This window comes from Thioclava sp. (assembly GCF_048263065.1).
Classification (GTDB): domain Bacteria; phylum Pseudomonadota; class Alphaproteobacteria; order Rhodobacterales; family Rhodobacteraceae; genus Thioclava.
In genome coordinates, this window is the sequence record NZ_JBLXEM010000013.1 from 25,250 (window position 1) to 40,089 (window position 14,840).

A 14,840-nucleotide genomic window follows, 5' to 3' on the forward strand; every position below is an offset into this window, starting at 1 on the left:
TCATGCGGTTAGATGCGCATGTCGAAGAGCATTTGATTGAGACGTCCCCGTTACCGAAGTCCAGCCCCTAGCTGACGAGGCAGGCCGATAGGACAAGAAACCCGGTAATCTCAGTAAGTTGCTGAGCGGCACCCAGCACGTCACCGGTTTGACCACCAAGGCGGCGTAGCGAGAGCCGTGAGAGGGCGAAAAGGACCAGTGCCTGAGCTGGAACGAGCAGCTGCGAAGCGGGCGATCCTGTTGTGAGTGCAAGCACAAGCGCGGACACGCCCCCTAAAGCCATCGCGATGAAGGCGCTCAGTGTGCTGGTGCCGCTTGCGCTGTGGCCCATACCGTCCGTGCGTGCGCTTGGCAGCGCGGTGAGCGCGACCGTGACACAGGCGCGACTGGTCATCGCGATCACGATGATCGCCAATGTCGCTATCGCTGGATGCAGGGCCAGCACCGCCAGCGCCTGCCAACGCAGCCCGACCGACAATATCAGCGCCAGCGCTCCGTAAGTGCCGATCCGGCTGTCGCGCATGATCTCAAGGCGGCGCGCGTGATCTTGTCCGCCCCAAATACCGTCGGTGAAATCCGCGAGCCCATCTTCATGCAGCGCGCCGGTGAGCATGATCTGCACACCCAGCGCCCCCCCCGCAGCCAGTGCAGCCGACAGCCCCAGCGCAACCAGACCGACCAGAACAGCCGCTGTGATTGCGCCCACCATCAAACCGGCGAGCGGAAAGGCCCAAGCTGCGCTGCCAATCTTTGGGATCGGCTCTGCCAGCTTTGGGAGGGGCAGTCGGGTCATTAAAACGAGCGCCAGATGCGCCTCGCGCAGGGTCATGCTTCGCTGATCCCGGCCTCGGCAAAGGTTGCCATACCGTTATGGCACGCAAGTGCAGAGCGCAGGATGCCAAGGGCAAGTGCTGCGCCCGAACCTTCGCCCAGCCGCATATCGAACTCCAAAACGGCGCGTTGGTGGATTGCGTCCAACAAGCGGCGGTGGCCCGGCTCGGCTGAGACATGGCCAACGAGGCAGTGCTCAAGCAGGCGCGGATCGGCCGCATAAAGAGTGGCGGCCGCTGATGTGCAAATGAACCCGTCAAGGATCACCGGGATACGCCGTTTGCGTGCAGCCAGAACCGCCCCGCAGATCGCGGCCTGTTCGCGCCCTCCAAGGGCGGCCAAGATGGTCATTGGTGATTTGGCGCCATGCAATGCCAGACCCTTGGTGATCACTGCAATCTTGCGTGCGATCCCGGCAGCATCCGAACCGGTGCCGGGTCCGACCCAGTCCGCAGGTGTGGCGCCAAACAGAGCCGAGGCAAGAGCCGCAGCAGTGGTGGAATTTCCGATACCCATTTCGCCCAAGATCAGGATATCCGCCGCCGGATCGACCGCCGCAACGCCCCGGTTCATCGCATCAAGGGTTTCGGGCTCACTCATCGCGGGGCCTTGGGTAAAGTCAGCGGTCGGCCTGTCCAGATCAAGCGCGATGACGCTCAAATCCGCCCCATTGGCGCGACACAGCTGGTTGATCGCGGCTCCGCCATGCTCGAAGTTTGCGACCATCTGCTTGGTGACTTCCTGCGGATAGGGGTTAACACCCTGTGCGCAAACTCCGTGATTGCCAGCAAAGACCAAGGCTTGTGCCATGCGAATATCGGGTCGCGAGGTGGCGCGCCAACCTGCCATAAAGATCGCCAGTTCCTCTAGCCGTCCCAACGAGCCGGGTGGTTTGGTTAGATTGTTCTGGTGCTGCTGCGCGGCCTCGCGCGCGGCCCCGTCCACCGTCGGCAGTTGATTGGCTAATGTAGCAATGTCGGACAGATTGTTGATATTCATAGTTTATTTCACTTTCAGTGGTAGGCCTGATACGGAAAGGATCACCTCGTCCGCAATCGTCGCGATCCATTGGTTAAGTGTGCCCGCCCCGTCGCGGAACGCCCGGGCGAGAGGGGTGTCTGGCACGATTCCCATCCCCACCTCATTGGTAACAAAAACAACGGGTTGCTGTAGGTCTGGCAGGGCTGCAATCATTTTGCGCGCGCGGCTTTCCCAGTCCATCTCTGCCAGCATCAGGTTGCTTAACCACAGCGTCAGACAGTCGACCAACCGAGGGGCATCATCGGTGGCGCGCAGCGCATCAAGCAAATCAAGCGGTGCCTCATGCGTGTGCCATTCGGGGCCGCGGCGGTCGCGATGGGTGGCAATGCGTGCCGCCATTTCCCCGTCAAAGGCCTGAGCGGTGGCGATGTAATGGGCCGGAGAGCCCAGCATCAGCGTGCGTTCTTCTGCAAGCACACTTTTGCCCGATCTTGCACCGCCGGTAACCAGAAGAATGCGCGCCATTGTTGTTCTGCACCCTGCCTCTTGTTCCTCGGGCGTTGATAAAGCAGAAACAGAGCGAGTGAGAAAGGGACAATGCAACCATGGACGCGATGGCTGGAACCGAGTTGCTTCTGATCCGCCATGCGCAGGCATGCGATGGCGGCTGTCTGGCCGGGCGGCGCGATGTGGCGGCGCAACTTCCGGGACCGGAGGTTCTGGCGAAGCTGCGTGCGCTTATTGGACCTGCGCGACTGGTTGCAAGTCCGGCGCTGCGCTGCGTGCAAACGGTCGCCGCGCTTTGGCCCGATCAGGCGGTGCAGCACGATACGCGATTATGGGAGCAGGATTTCGGGCAATGGGAGGGCGTCGCCTATGGTGATCTGCCTGATCTTGGCCCGCTTGATGCGCCAGCTTTGGCCGCGCATCGCCCGCCGGGGGGCGAGAGTTTCAACGATCTGTGCGCGCGTGTACGCCCCGCGCTGATGGATCTGGCGGGGCAGGGAGGTCGCATCGCGGTGATTGCGCATGCAGGGGTCGTGCGCGCGGGCCTTGCCCATGCGCTGGGGTCTATGCCCGCCGCTCTGGCCTTTCAGGTGGCCCCCCTGTCGATCACGCGGATGACGGCGCTCGCGCATGCAAACTGGTCTGTGGCATGCGTCAATCAGAGCGCCCAATGAACGGGCTGCATGTGGCTGGACACTTTGGGGAATGGGTGCAGGGGCGGCTTGGCCCGGATGGGCCGCTTGCTTTGGTCACGCTGCCCTGCGCCGCGCTTGGCGTCAGCGTATGGCATCGCGCAACGCCACACGGCTTGCGGCTTCACGGGGTTGGCCTGACACCGCAGCAAACGCACCGGTTCCTAGCATCGTTGGGGCTTAGCCTGCGCGGGTCGGTTCGGATGCGCGCGCGTGCGCATCTTGGCTTTGGCACGGGTGTATCAAGCGCGCGGCTGGTTTCGCTGGCCCGCTTAGCCGGTTGGCAGGGCGCACCGGCAGACCTAGCGCGTGCCTGTGTCGCATTCGAGGGCGCTTCGGACCCGCTGGCCTTTGCGATGCCGGACCGTTTGCTTTGGGCGTCGCGCGTTGGACGGAAGCTGGCGGATTTCCCCGCCTTGCCGCGTTACGAGATTTTGGGTGGCTTTCTTGGCGGTCCCAACTGGACCGACCCGAAGGATGTGGGTTTTGCGGATATATCGGATCTGGTTGCAGATTGGTCGCAGGCGCGCGATTTGCGTGATGTTGCGGCTCTGGCAAGCGAAAGTGCCGCGCGCTGTCAGGCGATGCGTGGCCCCGCAGGCGATCCAACGGCATGTTTGGCGCGTGACTTGGGCGCGCTTGGTTGGCTGCGCGCCCATACCGGCGCTGCCCGCGGGTTGATTTTCGCGCCGGGCACCGTGCCGCGTTGCGCCTCTCGCACCTTGCGCGAGGCCGGTTTGCAGGCGTTGCTGCAATTTCGCGGCGGTGGCCAATGAACTTTGCCGCGATGATGTTGCTCGCCATGGCGGTGGATTTGGCCGTTGGATGGCCGCGCTCTTTGTTCCGGGCTATCGGGCATCCTGTGACATGGCTTGGAGCGTTGATCTCCCGCCTAGAGGCGCGCCTGAATCGCGATGGACCGGGGCGGCGGATGCGCGGTGCACTTGCGGCGGCGCTGGTGATCGGTGTCGCGGCCGGTTGCGGATTTGCCGTGCAATCGGCGCTGCCTGCGACTTGGGTGGGTGTTGTCATCGGCGGCGTGTTGGCATGGCCGCTAGTGGCGTTGCGGTCAATGTATGAACATGTCACCGCTGTCGCGCATCCACTTGTTTCGGGTGATCTGGCTGGCGCGCGCCAATCGCTGTCGATGATCGTTGGTCGCGATCCGGCGCATCTTGATGAGGCAGGGATAGCACGCGCGGCGCTGGAAAGTTTGGCGGAAAACAGCTCGGACGGGATCATTGCGCCGCTGTTTTGGGGGGCGGTGGCAGGGTTGCCGGGAATTGCAGCCTATAAAGCGATCAACACGCTTGATTCTATGATCGGTCACCGCAATGCCCGCTATGAAGACTTCGGCTGGGCCTCGGCGCGGATCGATGATTTGGTAAACCTGATTCCGGCGCGGCTATGCGGGGCGCTGTTCGCGCTGGCCTCTGGCGGGGTCAGCACGCGGGCGATGCGGGTGATGATGCGCGATGCGCGCGCGCACCGTTCGCCCAATGCAGGTTGGCCCGAGGCGGCACTGGCGGGCGCGCTGGACATTCGCCTTTCGGGGCCGCGTGTTTACGGCAATCACATCGCCAATGAACCATGGCTGAACGCTGCTGCCCGTGATCCTGCGCCCGCCGATCTGACGCGCGGCCTTGCGCTTTACCGGCGCGCCATGGGATTGGGGGCCGCTATTCTGGCGCTCGTTGCGCTGGCGGTCTGGAGGATCTGATGCGCGATCATGGCGGGAATATCGATCATGCCCAAGAGATCTGGGGCGGCACGAATTGGATCGATCTTTCGACAGGCATCAATCGTCGGCCCTGGCCAGTGCCCGCGCTGCCCGCACGGGTTTGGACAGACCTGCCAACCCATGCTGCGAAATCTGCGCTGCTTAAGGAAGCCGCGCGCGCTTTTGCCAGCGATGCGCCCTGCGTTGCGCTTGCCGGGGCGCAACAAGGGATCCAGCTGATCCCGCGACTCTGTGCGCCGGGCTATGCGCGCATCCTTACGCCGACATATAATGAGCATGCCGCAGCGCTACGCACCGAGGGCTGGCAGATTCAAGAGGTCAGCGCATTGGTCGATCTCGCGGGGGCTGATCTGGCCGTCGTCGTCAATCCCAATAACCCTGACGGAACCCATCACACGCGTCAAAGCCTACTGGATATTGCGCGCCATGTCGGTGTTTTGGTGGTGGACGAGAGTTTTGCCGATCCGGTGCCTGAAGTGTCTCTGGCAGGGTTGGCGGGCAACCTGAAAACCGAGGGCAATGTCATTGTGCTGCGTTCTTTTGGCAAGTTCTGGGGGCTTGCAGGGGTGCGGCTTGGCTTTGCCTTTGGCGATGGGGCCAGCATCGCGCGACTGTCCGAGATGGCCGGACCTTGGCCGGTGGCGGGACCTGCGCTGGAGATCGGGCGTGCCGCATTGAATGATTGCGATTGGCAGCACGAAACCGTGGCGCGTCTGGCGCAGGAAACGGTTCGCCTTGACGCCTTGGCCGCACGCGCGGGATGGTCATTGATCGGGGGAACGCATCTTTTTCGCAGCTACGCCACACCCGACGCCCTTGCGGCACGTGACCGCCTAGCGCGCGCGCAAATCTGGAGCCGAATTTTCCCGTGGTCGACGACTTGGATACGCCTCGGTCTGCCCGGAGATGTCGCCGAATGGGACCGGCTCGCGCAGGCGCTGTCGTAATCAGCGCGCCGCGCCCAACAGCGCACCCACATCAAGATGCGCCTCAAGATGGTCGGCCAGCGCATCCAGAACCGTCTCAATTCGACCACGGTGGCTTTCGCCTGATGCCGTGATCCCGATAGATTTCAGGAACACCGCGCGAAAATCATCTGCCACAAAAAGCCCGTGCAAATAGGTGCCAGTCACCCGCCCGCATTGTGAAATCGCCCCTTCTGATACGCCGTCCACATGGGCGAACGGGCGGGCGCGATCCGGCCCGTCTGAACGACCGATATGAATTTCATAGCCTTCCACAGACAATCCCGTGGCGGCATGGCGTGCCATAATTCGAGACAGCCGCTTGTCAGGTAACATCATGGTTTCGATGTCCAACAAGCCCAGCCCCTCGGTCACGCCAGGCGGTCCCTCAATGCCCTCTGGATCGCTGATCAAACGCCCCAACATTTGATAGCCTCCGCAGATCCCCATCACATGCCCGCCGCGCCGATGATGCGCTTTCAGGTCGATGTCCCAACCCTGCGCCCGCAAAAATGCGAGATCCGCGCGCGTGGACTTCGTGCCGGGCACGATTACCAGTTGCACATCGCCCGGGATTGGCGCGCCGGGACGTATCATTGCCAGATCAATATCTGGCTCACTTGCCAGTGGATCAAGATCGTCGAAATTGGCGATCCGCGATAGCATCAGACAAGCGACCTTCACCTTGCCGTGGCGCGGCGCAGCGGCCAGATCAAGCGCGTCTTCTGCAGGCAGAAGATGGGCTTGGGAAAACCATGGCAGCACACCAAAACCGCGCCAGCCAGTGCGCGCTTCGATCATGGCATAGCCATCATCGAACAGGCTGGGATCGCCGCGAAACTTATTGATCATAAAGCCCACGATCTTCGCCGCGTCGTCAGCGTCCAGAACGGCTTGCGTGCCTACAATTTGTGCAATCACCCCGCCGCGATCAATATCGCCTGCTAGCACAACTGGCACATTTGCAGCCCGCGCAAAGCCCATATTGGCGATGTCATTGGCGCGCAGGTTCACCTCCGCCGGAGAGCCTGCGCCCTCAACAATAACCAGATCATGACGTTCTTTTAAACGGCCAAAGCTTTGCAAAACTGCGCCCATCAGTTGCGGCTTCAACGCGGCGTAATCGCGCGCGCGCATGGTCGCCAAGCGCTGTCCCTGCACGACCACCTGAGCGCCCAAATCACTTTCAGGCTTAAGCAAGACGGGGTTCATGTCGGTCGTAAGATCCAACCCACAGGCCAAAGCCTGTAGTGCCTGCGCGCGCCCGATTTCCCCGCCATCACTCGTCACAGCAGCATTGTTGGACATGTTCTGTGGCTTGAACGGAGCGACGCTGAGACCGCGCCTGCGCGCCGCTCGGCAAAGACCAGCAACCAGCATTGATTTGCCAACATTCGAGCCCGCACCTTGCACCATCAAAGCTGTCATCGCGTGTTTCCGGCCTCAGCTATGGAAAAAAGAGTCGAGCCTCCGGCGGGGATATTTCTGGCCAAGAAGAAACAGGGCGTCGGGCACCGCGCCTCGGGCCGGAAAACCGGGGGAGACGCGGTGCTTTCTCCTTGGGCGGCCATCGGGATCCCTCCCTGTTCCGCATAGTAAGGTTGCCACACCATGATTAACAAACCCTTGAATTCTTCTTGGTGGAAATATCCCGGGGGAGGCGCACCGCGCCGGGGGCAGAGCCCCGCGTTTCCGCTCAGAATTCTACGCCGGGCTGACCTTTGATTCCAGATCGGAACGGATGCTTGACGAGTGTCATTTCGCTCACCAGATCCGCAGCATCAATCAGCGGCTCGGCAGCATTGCGACCTGTCAAGACAACATGGGTCAAGGGCGGCTTTTCATCGCGGAGGAACGTGAGCATATCGTCAAGTGACAGGTAGTCATAGCGCAGTGCGATATTGATTTCGTCCAGCAGCACCATCCGAATTTCGGGGTTTCGGATCAGCTCTTTGGCTTTCTCCCAGCCCGCCTGTGCAGCGGCGATGTCGCGTTCGCGGTCTTGCGTTTCCCAAGTAAAGCCCTCGCCCATCGCGTAGAACTGGCAAAGATCGCCGAAATGCTCGGTAATCAGGCTTCGTTCACCGGTTTCCCACGCGCCTTTTATAAACTGCACAACCGCGCAAGGCATTTCATGCGCGATGCAGCGCAGAATCATTCCGAAACCCGACGAGGACTTCCCTTTGCCTGATCCCGTGTGGACGATGATTAACCCTTTTTCCCCGTCTTTTTTTGCCATGATTTTGTCGCGTGCGGCCTTCTTTTTCGCCATTTTGGCGCTGTGGCGGGCCAAGGTGTCGGAGGTGTCGGCTTTGGGGGGCATGGGGTTGATCCTCGTGCTTGACAAAACGGTTGCGCTCGCGCACTCAGAGGTTGCGCTGGTTCCTGTCTTTAAGGCAGGTGAAGAGGGAATGCGACAGGGTTTGCGATTGATCGGATCGTGAGCCTCAAGCGCAGCCGCCCCCGCGACCGTGACCGGAGAGGTCACCCGAGCCACTGATCCGAATGGGTTGGGAAGGCGGGTGTCCGTGGGGCGATCCCCCGTATCCGCAAGCCGGGAGACCTGCCAGCGCTGTTGATTACGGGCAGACGGGGTGTTTCTGCGACCGGATGGGTGACTCTGGTCGTTCGTGATCCGTGATTCCCTCTGGCCTTTTCCCCTGATGCGACACAGGAGGAAAAGGTGCGATGACGGCAATTTTGAGTGTGTGTGCGACCTGCCGTGGTGCAGAACCCGATGCGGGCGATGAAATCCGTCCTGGCACGCATTTATTGCAAGCGCTCAGCGCGCTTGACTGCCCTGACGGCGTGGAAATCCGGTCGGTTGAATGTCTCTCGGCTTGTGACAATGGCTGCACTATCGCGCTCTCGGCGCCGGGCAAGTGGAGCTATGTTTACGGCCATATGAGCGCGCAAAACGCATCCGATATTCTGACAGGTTCTGCCGCCTATGCGGCCACGTCCGACGGTCTGGTGCCATGGCGCGCGCGCCCGGTGATTTTTCGCAAGCAAAGCCTCGCACGCATTCCGCCGCTGTCTTCGAAATCCGATTCACAGGAGTAGTCCATGCCCGATCTGACCAAGGTTCCCGTTACCGTTATTACCGGCTTTCTGGGCGCGGGAAAGACGACCCTGATCCGGCATTTGATGGCGAATGCCGGCGATCGAAAGCTGGCCGTTCTGGTCAACGAATTCGGCACTGTCGGGGTCGATGGCGATATCTTGCGTCAATGCGCCGACGAAAATTGCCCCGACGAGAATATTGTCGAGCTGGCCAACGGCTGCATCTGCTGCACCGTTGCAGATGAGTTCATCCCGACGATTGAAGCGCTGATGGCGCGCCCGCAAAAGCCCGACCATATTTTGATTGAAACCTCGGGTCTGGCGCTGCCCAAACCGTTGCTGAAAGCGTTTGACTGGCCTGCGATCCGCTCAAAAATTACGGTGGACGGGGTGATTGCTTTGGCGGATGTAGAGGCGGTGGCGGCTGGGCGCTTTGCGCCGAATGTGGCTGCGGTGGATGCGCAGCGCTTGGCGGATGACAGCTTGGATCATGAGACGCCTTTGTCTGAGGTGTTTGAAGATCAGATTGCTTGCGCTGATCTCGTGCTGCTGTCCAAGGCTGATCTGGCGGGAGAGGCGGGGCTTGCCGCCGCGCGTGCCGTGATCGAGGCCGAAGCGCCGCGCAAGCTGCCGATTTTGCCGCTTACCGAAGGAGTGATCGACCCCAATGTCGTGCTGGGTCTGGGCGCGGCTGCCGAAGACGATCTGGCGGCGCGTCCCAGCCATCACGACGGGGCGGATGATCACGAACATGATGAGTTCGACACGGTGGTGATTGAGCTGCCCGAAATCACCGACCTTGATCAATTTGTCTCGGCTGTGCAGCGTCTCGCGCGCGATCAGAATATCTTGCGCGTAAAGGGCCATGTCGCAGTCCAGGGCAAACCGATGCGCCTGTTGGTGCAGGGTGTTGGCGCGCGGGTGCGACACCAGTTTGATCGCCCTTGGGGCACCGATCCGCGCCGTTCGGCGCTGGTGGTGATCGCTGAGCATGACGATGTCGACCCCGAGGCAATCCGCGCTGCGTTGCTTGCGTCTGTGCCTGCCTGATGCATATCGTTTTTCGCGAAAGCCACGGCCTTGAAGAGACCGACGTGCCGACCGATCTGGGGCAGTCGCCCGCAGATCTGGTGGTGTTGTCTTTTTCTGACAGCGATCTCGGGGCTTTCGCGGCAGGCTGGCATCGGGCCAAGGGCGGTTTGCCCTCGTTGCGGCTGGCCAATCTCGTTGCGCTACGTCATCCGATTTCAGTGGATACCTACGTTGAGAACACGTTGGCGGGGGCAAAGGGTATTCTTGTGCGTTTGATCGGCGGCGAGGGATACTGGCCTTATGGCTTGGCTTCTCTTCAGGATCTGGCGCGACGCAAGGGAATTGCGCTGGCCGTCCTTCCTGCGGACGGATGTGCGGATGCGTGCCTTGATGCGCTTTCGACTTTGCCCGCCTCGACATTACACAGGCTTAAGGAGTTGTGTGATGCGGGCGGGGCGGTCGCGGCTCAGGCTGCACTGGCACAAATGGCCTTGGCGTCGGGATTTTATGCCGGTCCGGTTGCGGGCGATAAACGCCTTCCCGCGCGCGGGTTTTATGACCCCGATTTGGGGCCGGTTGCGTCGCCCGAGGGGCAAGGGCAGCTGGCACTTGTCAGTTTCTACCGCTCCTATCTGAGCGCGGCGGATATGGCGCCGATTGATGCATTGATCCAAGGGTTGCGCGCGCGCGGCTTTCTTGCCTATGGGCTTTACGCGACATCGCTGAAATCCGAGGGGATGGGCGATTGGCTGCACAGCGCGCTTGGCACGCGCAGCCCCGATCTGGTGGTTAATGCAACCGCTTTTTCGATGCAGGGCAATGATGGCGCAACGCCTTTTGACCGCTACGATTGTCCGGTTTTTCAAGTCGCACTTTCGACGGCGCGTCGCAAAGACTGGGAGGCGGCTGAGCGTGGTCTTTCGCCCGCGGATCTGGCGATGCATGTCGTCTTGCCAGAAGTGGACGGGCGTCTTCATGCTGGCGTGATTTCCTTTAAGGCGCCGCAACCGCGCGATCCTGATCTGGAATATTCCCGTTTTTCGCATCGCGTCGATCCTGAAAGGGTTTCAGTCGCGTTGGATCGGATATGTAGCTGGCACCGTTTGGGGCAGACCCCGGTTGCGCAGCGCAGGCTTGCTGTGGTGCTTTCGACCTATCCGGGGCGCGCGTGGGAGATGGGGCATGCGGTGGGGCTTGATGCGCTTGCCTCAACCGACGCGCTGCTGCTGGAGCTAGCAAAACAGGGCTATGCGATTGAACCCGGCGTTGGGGTGCAGGCACTGGAAAGCGCGCGAATTCAATGGCCGCTTGCCGAATATAAATCCGCATTGAGTAGTCTGCCAAGCCGGTTGCGCGATGACCTGACGGCTGCGTGGGGCGCGCCAGAGGGTGACCCGGCCGTGTTAGACGAGGCGTTTGTTTTCGCGGCACTGAATCGTGGCGCCGTCACGATGGCGCTTCAGCCAGAGCGGGGCGATGTCGCGACCCGAGAGGACGATTATCACGACCTAGCGCGCACCCCGCGCCACGCCTACGTTGCGTTCTATCTATGGCTACGAGCACAGGGTTTGCACGCGCTTGTCCATATGGGGGCGCATGGAACGCTGGAATGGCTGCCCGGCAAGGCGGTGGCACTGTCATCCAACTGCTGGCCCGAGGCGTTGATCGGCCCGCTACCTGTGATTTACCCGTTTATTGTCAACGACCCCGGCGAAGCGGCGCAAGCCAAACGACGGATCGGGGCGGTGACTCTGGGCCATCTGCCACCGCCGATGCGCGCCGCGCAGATGCCCGCCGGAATGGCGCGTCTGGAACGGCTTTTGGATGAATATTCGACGGCGGATGGGTTGGACCCCGCGCGGCGCAACCGCTTGATCGGAGCAATTCGTGACGAGGCGCGCGCAAGCGGTGTCAGCGCCGATCTGGGCATACCCGATGAGGCAAGCGCTAGCGAAGTGATTACGCGCGTCGACCGTTTCGTGTGCGACATCAAAGAAAGCCAGTTCGGCGAGGGGCTACATGTGCTGGGGCAGGGCGCATGTGGCGCACAAGAGCATGCGGGGCTTTGCGCGGCGCTTTCGGGGCTACGCGTTGCGCCCGGCCCTTCGGGTAGCCCTGCGCGGGGTCGCGAGGACGTGCTGCCAACCGGGCGCAACATGTTTTCGGTCGATCCGCGCGGCGTGCCCTCGCGCGCGGCCTATGCGCAGGGCGTGAAACTGGCCGAAGAGTTGCTGCGCAAGCATCTGCAAGATCACGGTGACTGGCCGAAAGGTCTGGTTGTTGATCTTTGGGGGTCGGCGACGATGCGCACGGCGGGCGAAGAATTTGCAATGGCTCTGCATCTAGCGGGGCTCAAACCGATCTGGGACGACGGCGCGGCGCGTGTCACCGGTGTCGAGGTGATCGCGCTTGCCATGTTGGGGCGTCCGCGCATTGATGTGACCCTGCGCGTCTCTGGGTTGTTTCGCGATATATTTCCCAGCCTTGCACAGCTTTTCGAGACCGGTGCCGAGGCTTTGGCCGCACGCGAGGAAAGCCGTGATGACAATCCCTATCTGACGCGCATCGCGCGGGTCTTTGCGCCCCAACCCGGTCGATACGGATTGGCCATGGGCGCTGCGTTTGACAGTTTCACCCCCGAGTCACGCGCCGCGGCTGCAGAGGCATGGCTGGCGGCGTCGAGCCATGCGATAGGCAAGGATGGCGAAATTCGCGCGGATCGGGCGGCCTTGGAAACCCGATTGCGCGGCGCGGACAGCTTTGTTCATGTCCAGGATTTGCCCGAAAGCGACTTGCTGTTGGCCTCGGATTATGCGGCCCATGAAGGCGGCGTGGCGGCGGCCCTTGCGCGTCTTGGGGTGGCAGAGCCTGCGCTTTATCATCTGGACGCGACAGAGCCAGAACGCCCGCGTGCGCGCGCCTTGGGCGAAGAAGTCGCGCGCGTCGTGCGGGCGCGCGCAGCCAATCCGGTATGGGCGGAAGGGATGATGCGCCACGGTTATCGTGGCGGTGCCGAAATCGCCGCAACGCTCGATCATCTCGCGGCTTTCGCCCATCTGACGCAAACTGTGCCTGCGCATTTGTTCGACCTGTATTTTGATGCGACCTTGGGGCGCGAACAGGTTGTGTATTTCCTGACACGCGAGAACCCCGAGGCGCTGGTCGCGATGCGCGATCTGTTTCAACGGCTGCACGAAGCCGGGCTGTGGATCACGCAACGCAACTCTATCGCTGCGCGTTTGGAGCGGCTGTCATGAGCGTGCGCATTCACGGGTGGTGTCCAACTGCGCGCCGGCCAATGGCGTCAGGCGATGGGCTGGTGGTGCGTTTGAGCCCGAAGACAGGGCGTATTACGCCCGAACAAGCCGTTGCGATTGCCGCGGCGGCGCAGACCTATGGCAACGCTCTGATTGATCTGTCAGGGCGCGCCAATGTCCAACTGCGCGGCGTAGATGGGCAACACCACGCGGCGCTGATTGCCGACTTAATGCCGCTTGGCCTTATCGAGGCTGCGACAGATGGCACCGCCCCATCGCTGCGCAATATCATCGTCACTCCATTTGCGGATGAGGCCACTTGTGCCTTGGCTGAGTCGTTGCGGCTTGCGCTGGCCGATGCACCCGAACTGCCCGATAAGTTCGGTTTTATGCTCGATTGTGGTCAGGCCCCTGTCATGCGCGATGTTTCCGCCGACATTCGGCTGGAACGCACAGTAGATGGCGCGCTGATTATGCGCGCCTCCGGGCTGGATCTAGGGGCTTTGATCACGCAGGCACACGCAGCCGAGGCCATGGTCGATTTTGCCCATTGGTTCGTTGCGGCGGGCGGTGTTTGCAAGGGGCGTGGCCGGATGGCGCAGTTGATTGCGCAAGGCGCTCGCCCCCAAGGTGCGCTTGCCGCGACGCACGCGCCGGCGCCTGCATCGGCGCGCCCGAAACCGGGGTTGGTCGCGCAAGGCGCGCTGGTGGCGTTCGAATTCGGCCAGTTGCGAGGGGAAACCCTCGCCGCGTTGGCCGCGCTTGGCTCGTTGCGCATCACGCCGTGGCGGATGGTCTTGGTCGAGGGGCTGCGTCAGATGCCTGAGCTTCAAGGTCTGATCACTGATCCTGACGATCCGATGCTGCGTGTTTTTGCCTGCACAGGCGCGCCGGGATGCCTGCAAGGACAGGCCCCCGTGCGTGCGCTTGCCCGAACTCTTGCACCGCGTCTTGATCCTGAAATGACGCTGCATGTGTCGGGCTGTGCGAAGGGCTGTGCGTGGCCCGCGCGCGCGTCTTTAACACTGACGGCCACGCCGCAGGGCTTTGATCTTATCCACGACGGGCGGGCGGGTGATGGTGCGGAAACGCGCACCCTGTCTACACAGCAAATTTTTGATTTATCGGAGTTTTCATAGTGGCACATCTTTATGAAACGGATGGAGCAAAAATCTACGCGCAGTCATTCGCCACGATCCGCGCCGAGGCTGATCTGGCGCGTTTCACACCTGAGGAAGAACCGGTCGTCGTGCGTATGATCCATGCGGCGGGGCTGGTCGGGCTGGAGGCGGATGTGCGATTTAGCCCCGGCATGGCGATTACGGCGCGCGCGGCGCTAGAGGCGGGTGCGCCGATCCTATGCGATGCGCGCATGGTCAGCGAGGGGATCACTCGTGCGCGCTTGCCTGCTGATAATCCGGTGATTTGCACCTTGCACGATCCTTCAGTGCCAGAGCGCGCCAATGCGATGGCCAACACACGTTCGGCAGCGGCGCTTGAGTTATGGCGCCCGCATCTGAAGGGTGCGGTGGTGGCCATCGGTAATGCACCGACTGCGCTGTTTCATCTGCTCAACATGCTGGAAGACCCCGATTGCCCGCGCCCGGCTGCGATCATTGGTTGCCCGGTGGGATTTGTCGGCGCGGCGGAATCCAAAGCGGCGCTGATCAGCGCGCCTCCCGTGCCTGCGCTGATTGTTCAGGGGCGGCTTGGTGGATCGGCTATCACCGTGGCGGCGCTTAACGCGCTTGCCTCGCGCAAGGAGTGATGC

General features: G+C 61.9%; 14 protein-coding genes and 1 riboswitch. Of the genes, 9 read left to right on the forward strand and 5 right to left on the reverse strand.

Annotated elements, in window-relative coordinates; all coding sequences use genetic code 11:
* Positions 1–67 precede the first annotated feature (67 nt).
* Genes cobS through cobU form a run of 3 tightly spaced genes read right to left on the reverse strand, consistent with a single transcriptional unit; the run spans position 68 to position 2,337 of the window.
* Complete coding sequence (gene cobS, locus ACN0SD_RS14770; RefSeq protein ID WP_417808997.1) at positions 68–829, reverse strand: adenosylcobinamide-GDP ribazoletransferase; 762 nt, start codon at positions 827–829, stop codon at positions 68–70.
* Positions 826–1,830, reverse strand: coding sequence for a nicotinate-nucleotide--dimethylbenzimidazole phosphoribosyltransferase (gene cobT, locus ACN0SD_RS14775; protein WP_417808998.1), 1,005 nt, complete (start codon positions 1,828–1,830; stop codon positions 826–828). Before cobT ends, cobS begins: the two co-directional genes overlap by 4 nt.
* A gap of 3 nt (positions 1,831–1,833) precedes the next feature.
* Positions 1,834–2,337, reverse strand: a complete 504-nt coding sequence (gene cobU / locus ACN0SD_RS14780; RefSeq protein ID WP_417808999.1) for a bifunctional adenosylcobinamide kinase/adenosylcobinamide-phosphate guanylyltransferase — start codon at positions 2,335–2,337, stop codon at positions 1,834–1,836.
* 80 nt (positions 2,338–2,417) lie between these two features.
* On the opposite strand from cobU, the gene ACN0SD_RS14785 reads away from it, so the two are divergent.
* The 4 genes from ACN0SD_RS14785 to cobD are packed head-to-tail and all read left to right on the forward strand — an operon-like array spanning position 2,418 to position 5,699.
* Positions 2,418–2,993, forward strand: a complete 576-nt coding sequence (locus tag ACN0SD_RS14785; protein ID WP_417809000.1) for a histidine phosphatase family protein — start codon at positions 2,418–2,420, stop codon at positions 2,991–2,993.
* Positions 2,990–3,787: a propanediol utilization protein gene (locus ACN0SD_RS14790; protein ID WP_417809001.1), complete on the forward strand. Its 798-nt coding sequence runs from the start codon at positions 2,990–2,992 to the stop codon at positions 3,785–3,787. Before ACN0SD_RS14785 ends, ACN0SD_RS14790 begins: the two co-directional genes overlap by 4 nt.
* On the forward strand, positions 3,784–4,731 hold the full coding sequence (gene cbiB, locus ACN0SD_RS14795; RefSeq protein WP_417809002.1) for an adenosylcobinamide-phosphate synthase CbiB: 948 nt from the start codon (positions 3,784–3,786) through the stop codon (positions 4,729–4,731). The genes ACN0SD_RS14790 and cbiB overlap by 4 nt, the downstream gene beginning before the upstream one ends.
* Complete coding sequence (gene cobD, locus ACN0SD_RS14800; protein WP_417809003.1) at positions 4,731–5,699, forward strand: threonine-phosphate decarboxylase CobD; 969 nt, start codon at positions 4,731–4,733, stop codon at positions 5,697–5,699. The genes cbiB and cobD overlap by 1 nt, the downstream gene beginning before the upstream one ends.
* On the opposite strand, the gene ACN0SD_RS14805 is transcribed toward cobD, so the two are convergent.
* Both ACN0SD_RS14805 and cobO read right to left on the reverse strand, forming a co-directional pair.
* A complete protein-coding gene (locus ACN0SD_RS14805) occupies positions 5,700–7,145 on the reverse strand; it encodes a cobyric acid synthase (RefSeq protein WP_417809004.1) in 1,446 nt (481 codons plus the stop codon). It abuts the gene before it with no gap.
* A gap of 268 nt (positions 7,146–7,413) precedes the next feature.
* The gene (cobO, locus tag ACN0SD_RS14810) at positions 7,414–8,040 is read right to left on the reverse strand and encodes a cob(I)yrinic acid a,c-diamide adenosyltransferase (protein ID WP_417809005.1); all 627 of its coding nucleotides are present in this window, start codon (positions 8,038–8,040) and stop codon (positions 7,414–7,416) included.
* A gap of 39 nt (positions 8,041–8,079) precedes the next feature.
* Positions 8,080–8,303: riboswitch (cobalamin riboswitch) on the forward strand.
* A 102-nt stretch (positions 8,304–8,405) separates the two neighbouring features.
* Between cobO and ACN0SD_RS14815 the strand changes: the two genes are divergently transcribed.
* Genes ACN0SD_RS14815 through ACN0SD_RS14835 form a run of 5 tightly spaced genes read left to right on the forward strand, consistent with a single transcriptional unit; the run spans position 8,406 to position 14,837 of the window.
* Complete coding sequence (locus ACN0SD_RS14815) at positions 8,406–8,780, forward strand: DUF1636 family protein (protein WP_417809006.1); 375 nt, start codon at positions 8,406–8,408, stop codon at positions 8,778–8,780.
* Positions 8,781–8,783: 3 nt separating this feature from the next.
* Positions 8,784–9,830 (forward strand): cobalamin biosynthesis protein CobW, encoded by a 1,047-nt coding sequence (gene cobW / locus ACN0SD_RS14820; protein ID WP_417809007.1) that lies wholly within the window; start codon positions 8,784–8,786, stop codon positions 9,828–9,830.
* On the forward strand, positions 9,830–13,069 hold the full coding sequence (cobN, locus tag ACN0SD_RS14825) for a cobaltochelatase subunit CobN (protein WP_417809008.1): 3,240 nt from the start codon (positions 9,830–9,832) through the stop codon (positions 13,067–13,069). Before cobW ends, cobN begins: the two co-directional genes overlap by 1 nt.
* On the forward strand, positions 13,066–14,208 hold the full coding sequence (locus ACN0SD_RS14830; protein ID WP_417809009.1) for a precorrin-3B synthase: 1,143 nt from the start codon (positions 13,066–13,068) through the stop codon (positions 14,206–14,208). Before cobN ends, ACN0SD_RS14830 begins: the two co-directional genes overlap by 4 nt.
* Entirely contained in the window at positions 14,208–14,837 is a 630-nt protein-coding gene (locus tag ACN0SD_RS14835) for a precorrin-8X methylmutase (protein WP_417809010.1), read from the forward strand. Before ACN0SD_RS14830 ends, ACN0SD_RS14835 begins: the two co-directional genes overlap by 1 nt.
* Positions 14,838–14,840 lie beyond the last annotated feature (3 nt).

Excerpts from the sequence above, each read along its gene's own strand:
- cobN (WP_417809008.1), top strand. The coding sequence starts at position 9,830 with ATGCATATCGTTTTTCGCGAAAGCCACGGCCTTGAAGAGACCGACGTG.
- ACN0SD_RS14790 (WP_417809001.1), top strand. The coding sequence starts at position 2,990 with ATGAACGGGCTGCATGTGGCTGGACACTTTGGGGAATGGGTGCAGGGG.
- ACN0SD_RS14815 (WP_417809006.1), top strand. The coding sequence starts at position 8,406 with ATGACGGCAATTTTGAGTGTGTGTGCGACCTGCCGTGGTGCAGAACCC.
- cobW (WP_417809007.1), top strand. The coding sequence starts at position 8,784 with ATGCCCGATCTGACCAAGGTTCCCGTTACCGTTATTACCGGCTTTCTG.
- cobD (WP_417809003.1), top strand. The coding sequence starts at position 4,731 with ATGCGCGATCATGGCGGGAATATCGATCATGCCCAAGAGATCTGGGGC.
- ACN0SD_RS14805 (WP_417809004.1), bottom strand. The coding sequence starts at position 7,145 with ATGACAGCTTTGATGGTGCAAGGTGCGGGCTCGAATGTTGGCAAATCA.
- cbiB (WP_417809002.1), top strand. The coding sequence starts at position 3,784 with ATGAACTTTGCCGCGATGATGTTGCTCGCCATGGCGGTGGATTTGGCC.
- cobS (WP_417808997.1), bottom strand. The coding sequence starts at position 829 with ATGACCCTGCGCGAGGCGCATCTGGCGCTCGTTTTAATGACCCGACTG.
- ACN0SD_RS14830 (WP_417809009.1), top strand. The coding sequence starts at position 13,066 with ATGAGCGTGCGCATTCACGGGTGGTGTCCAACTGCGCGCCGGCCAATG.
- ACN0SD_RS14785 (WP_417809000.1), top strand. The coding sequence starts at position 2,418 with ATGGACGCGATGGCTGGAACCGAGTTGCTTCTGATCCGCCATGCGCAG.
- cobU (WP_417808999.1), bottom strand. The coding sequence starts at position 2,337 with ATGGCGCGCATTCTTCTGGTTACCGGCGGTGCAAGATCGGGCAAAAGT.
- cobO (WP_417809005.1), bottom strand. The coding sequence starts at position 8,040 with ATGCCCCCCAAAGCCGACACCTCCGACACCTTGGCCCGCCACAGCGCC.
- cobT (WP_417808998.1), bottom strand. The coding sequence starts at position 1,830 with ATGAATATCAACAATCTGTCCGACATTGCTACATTAGCCAATCAACTG.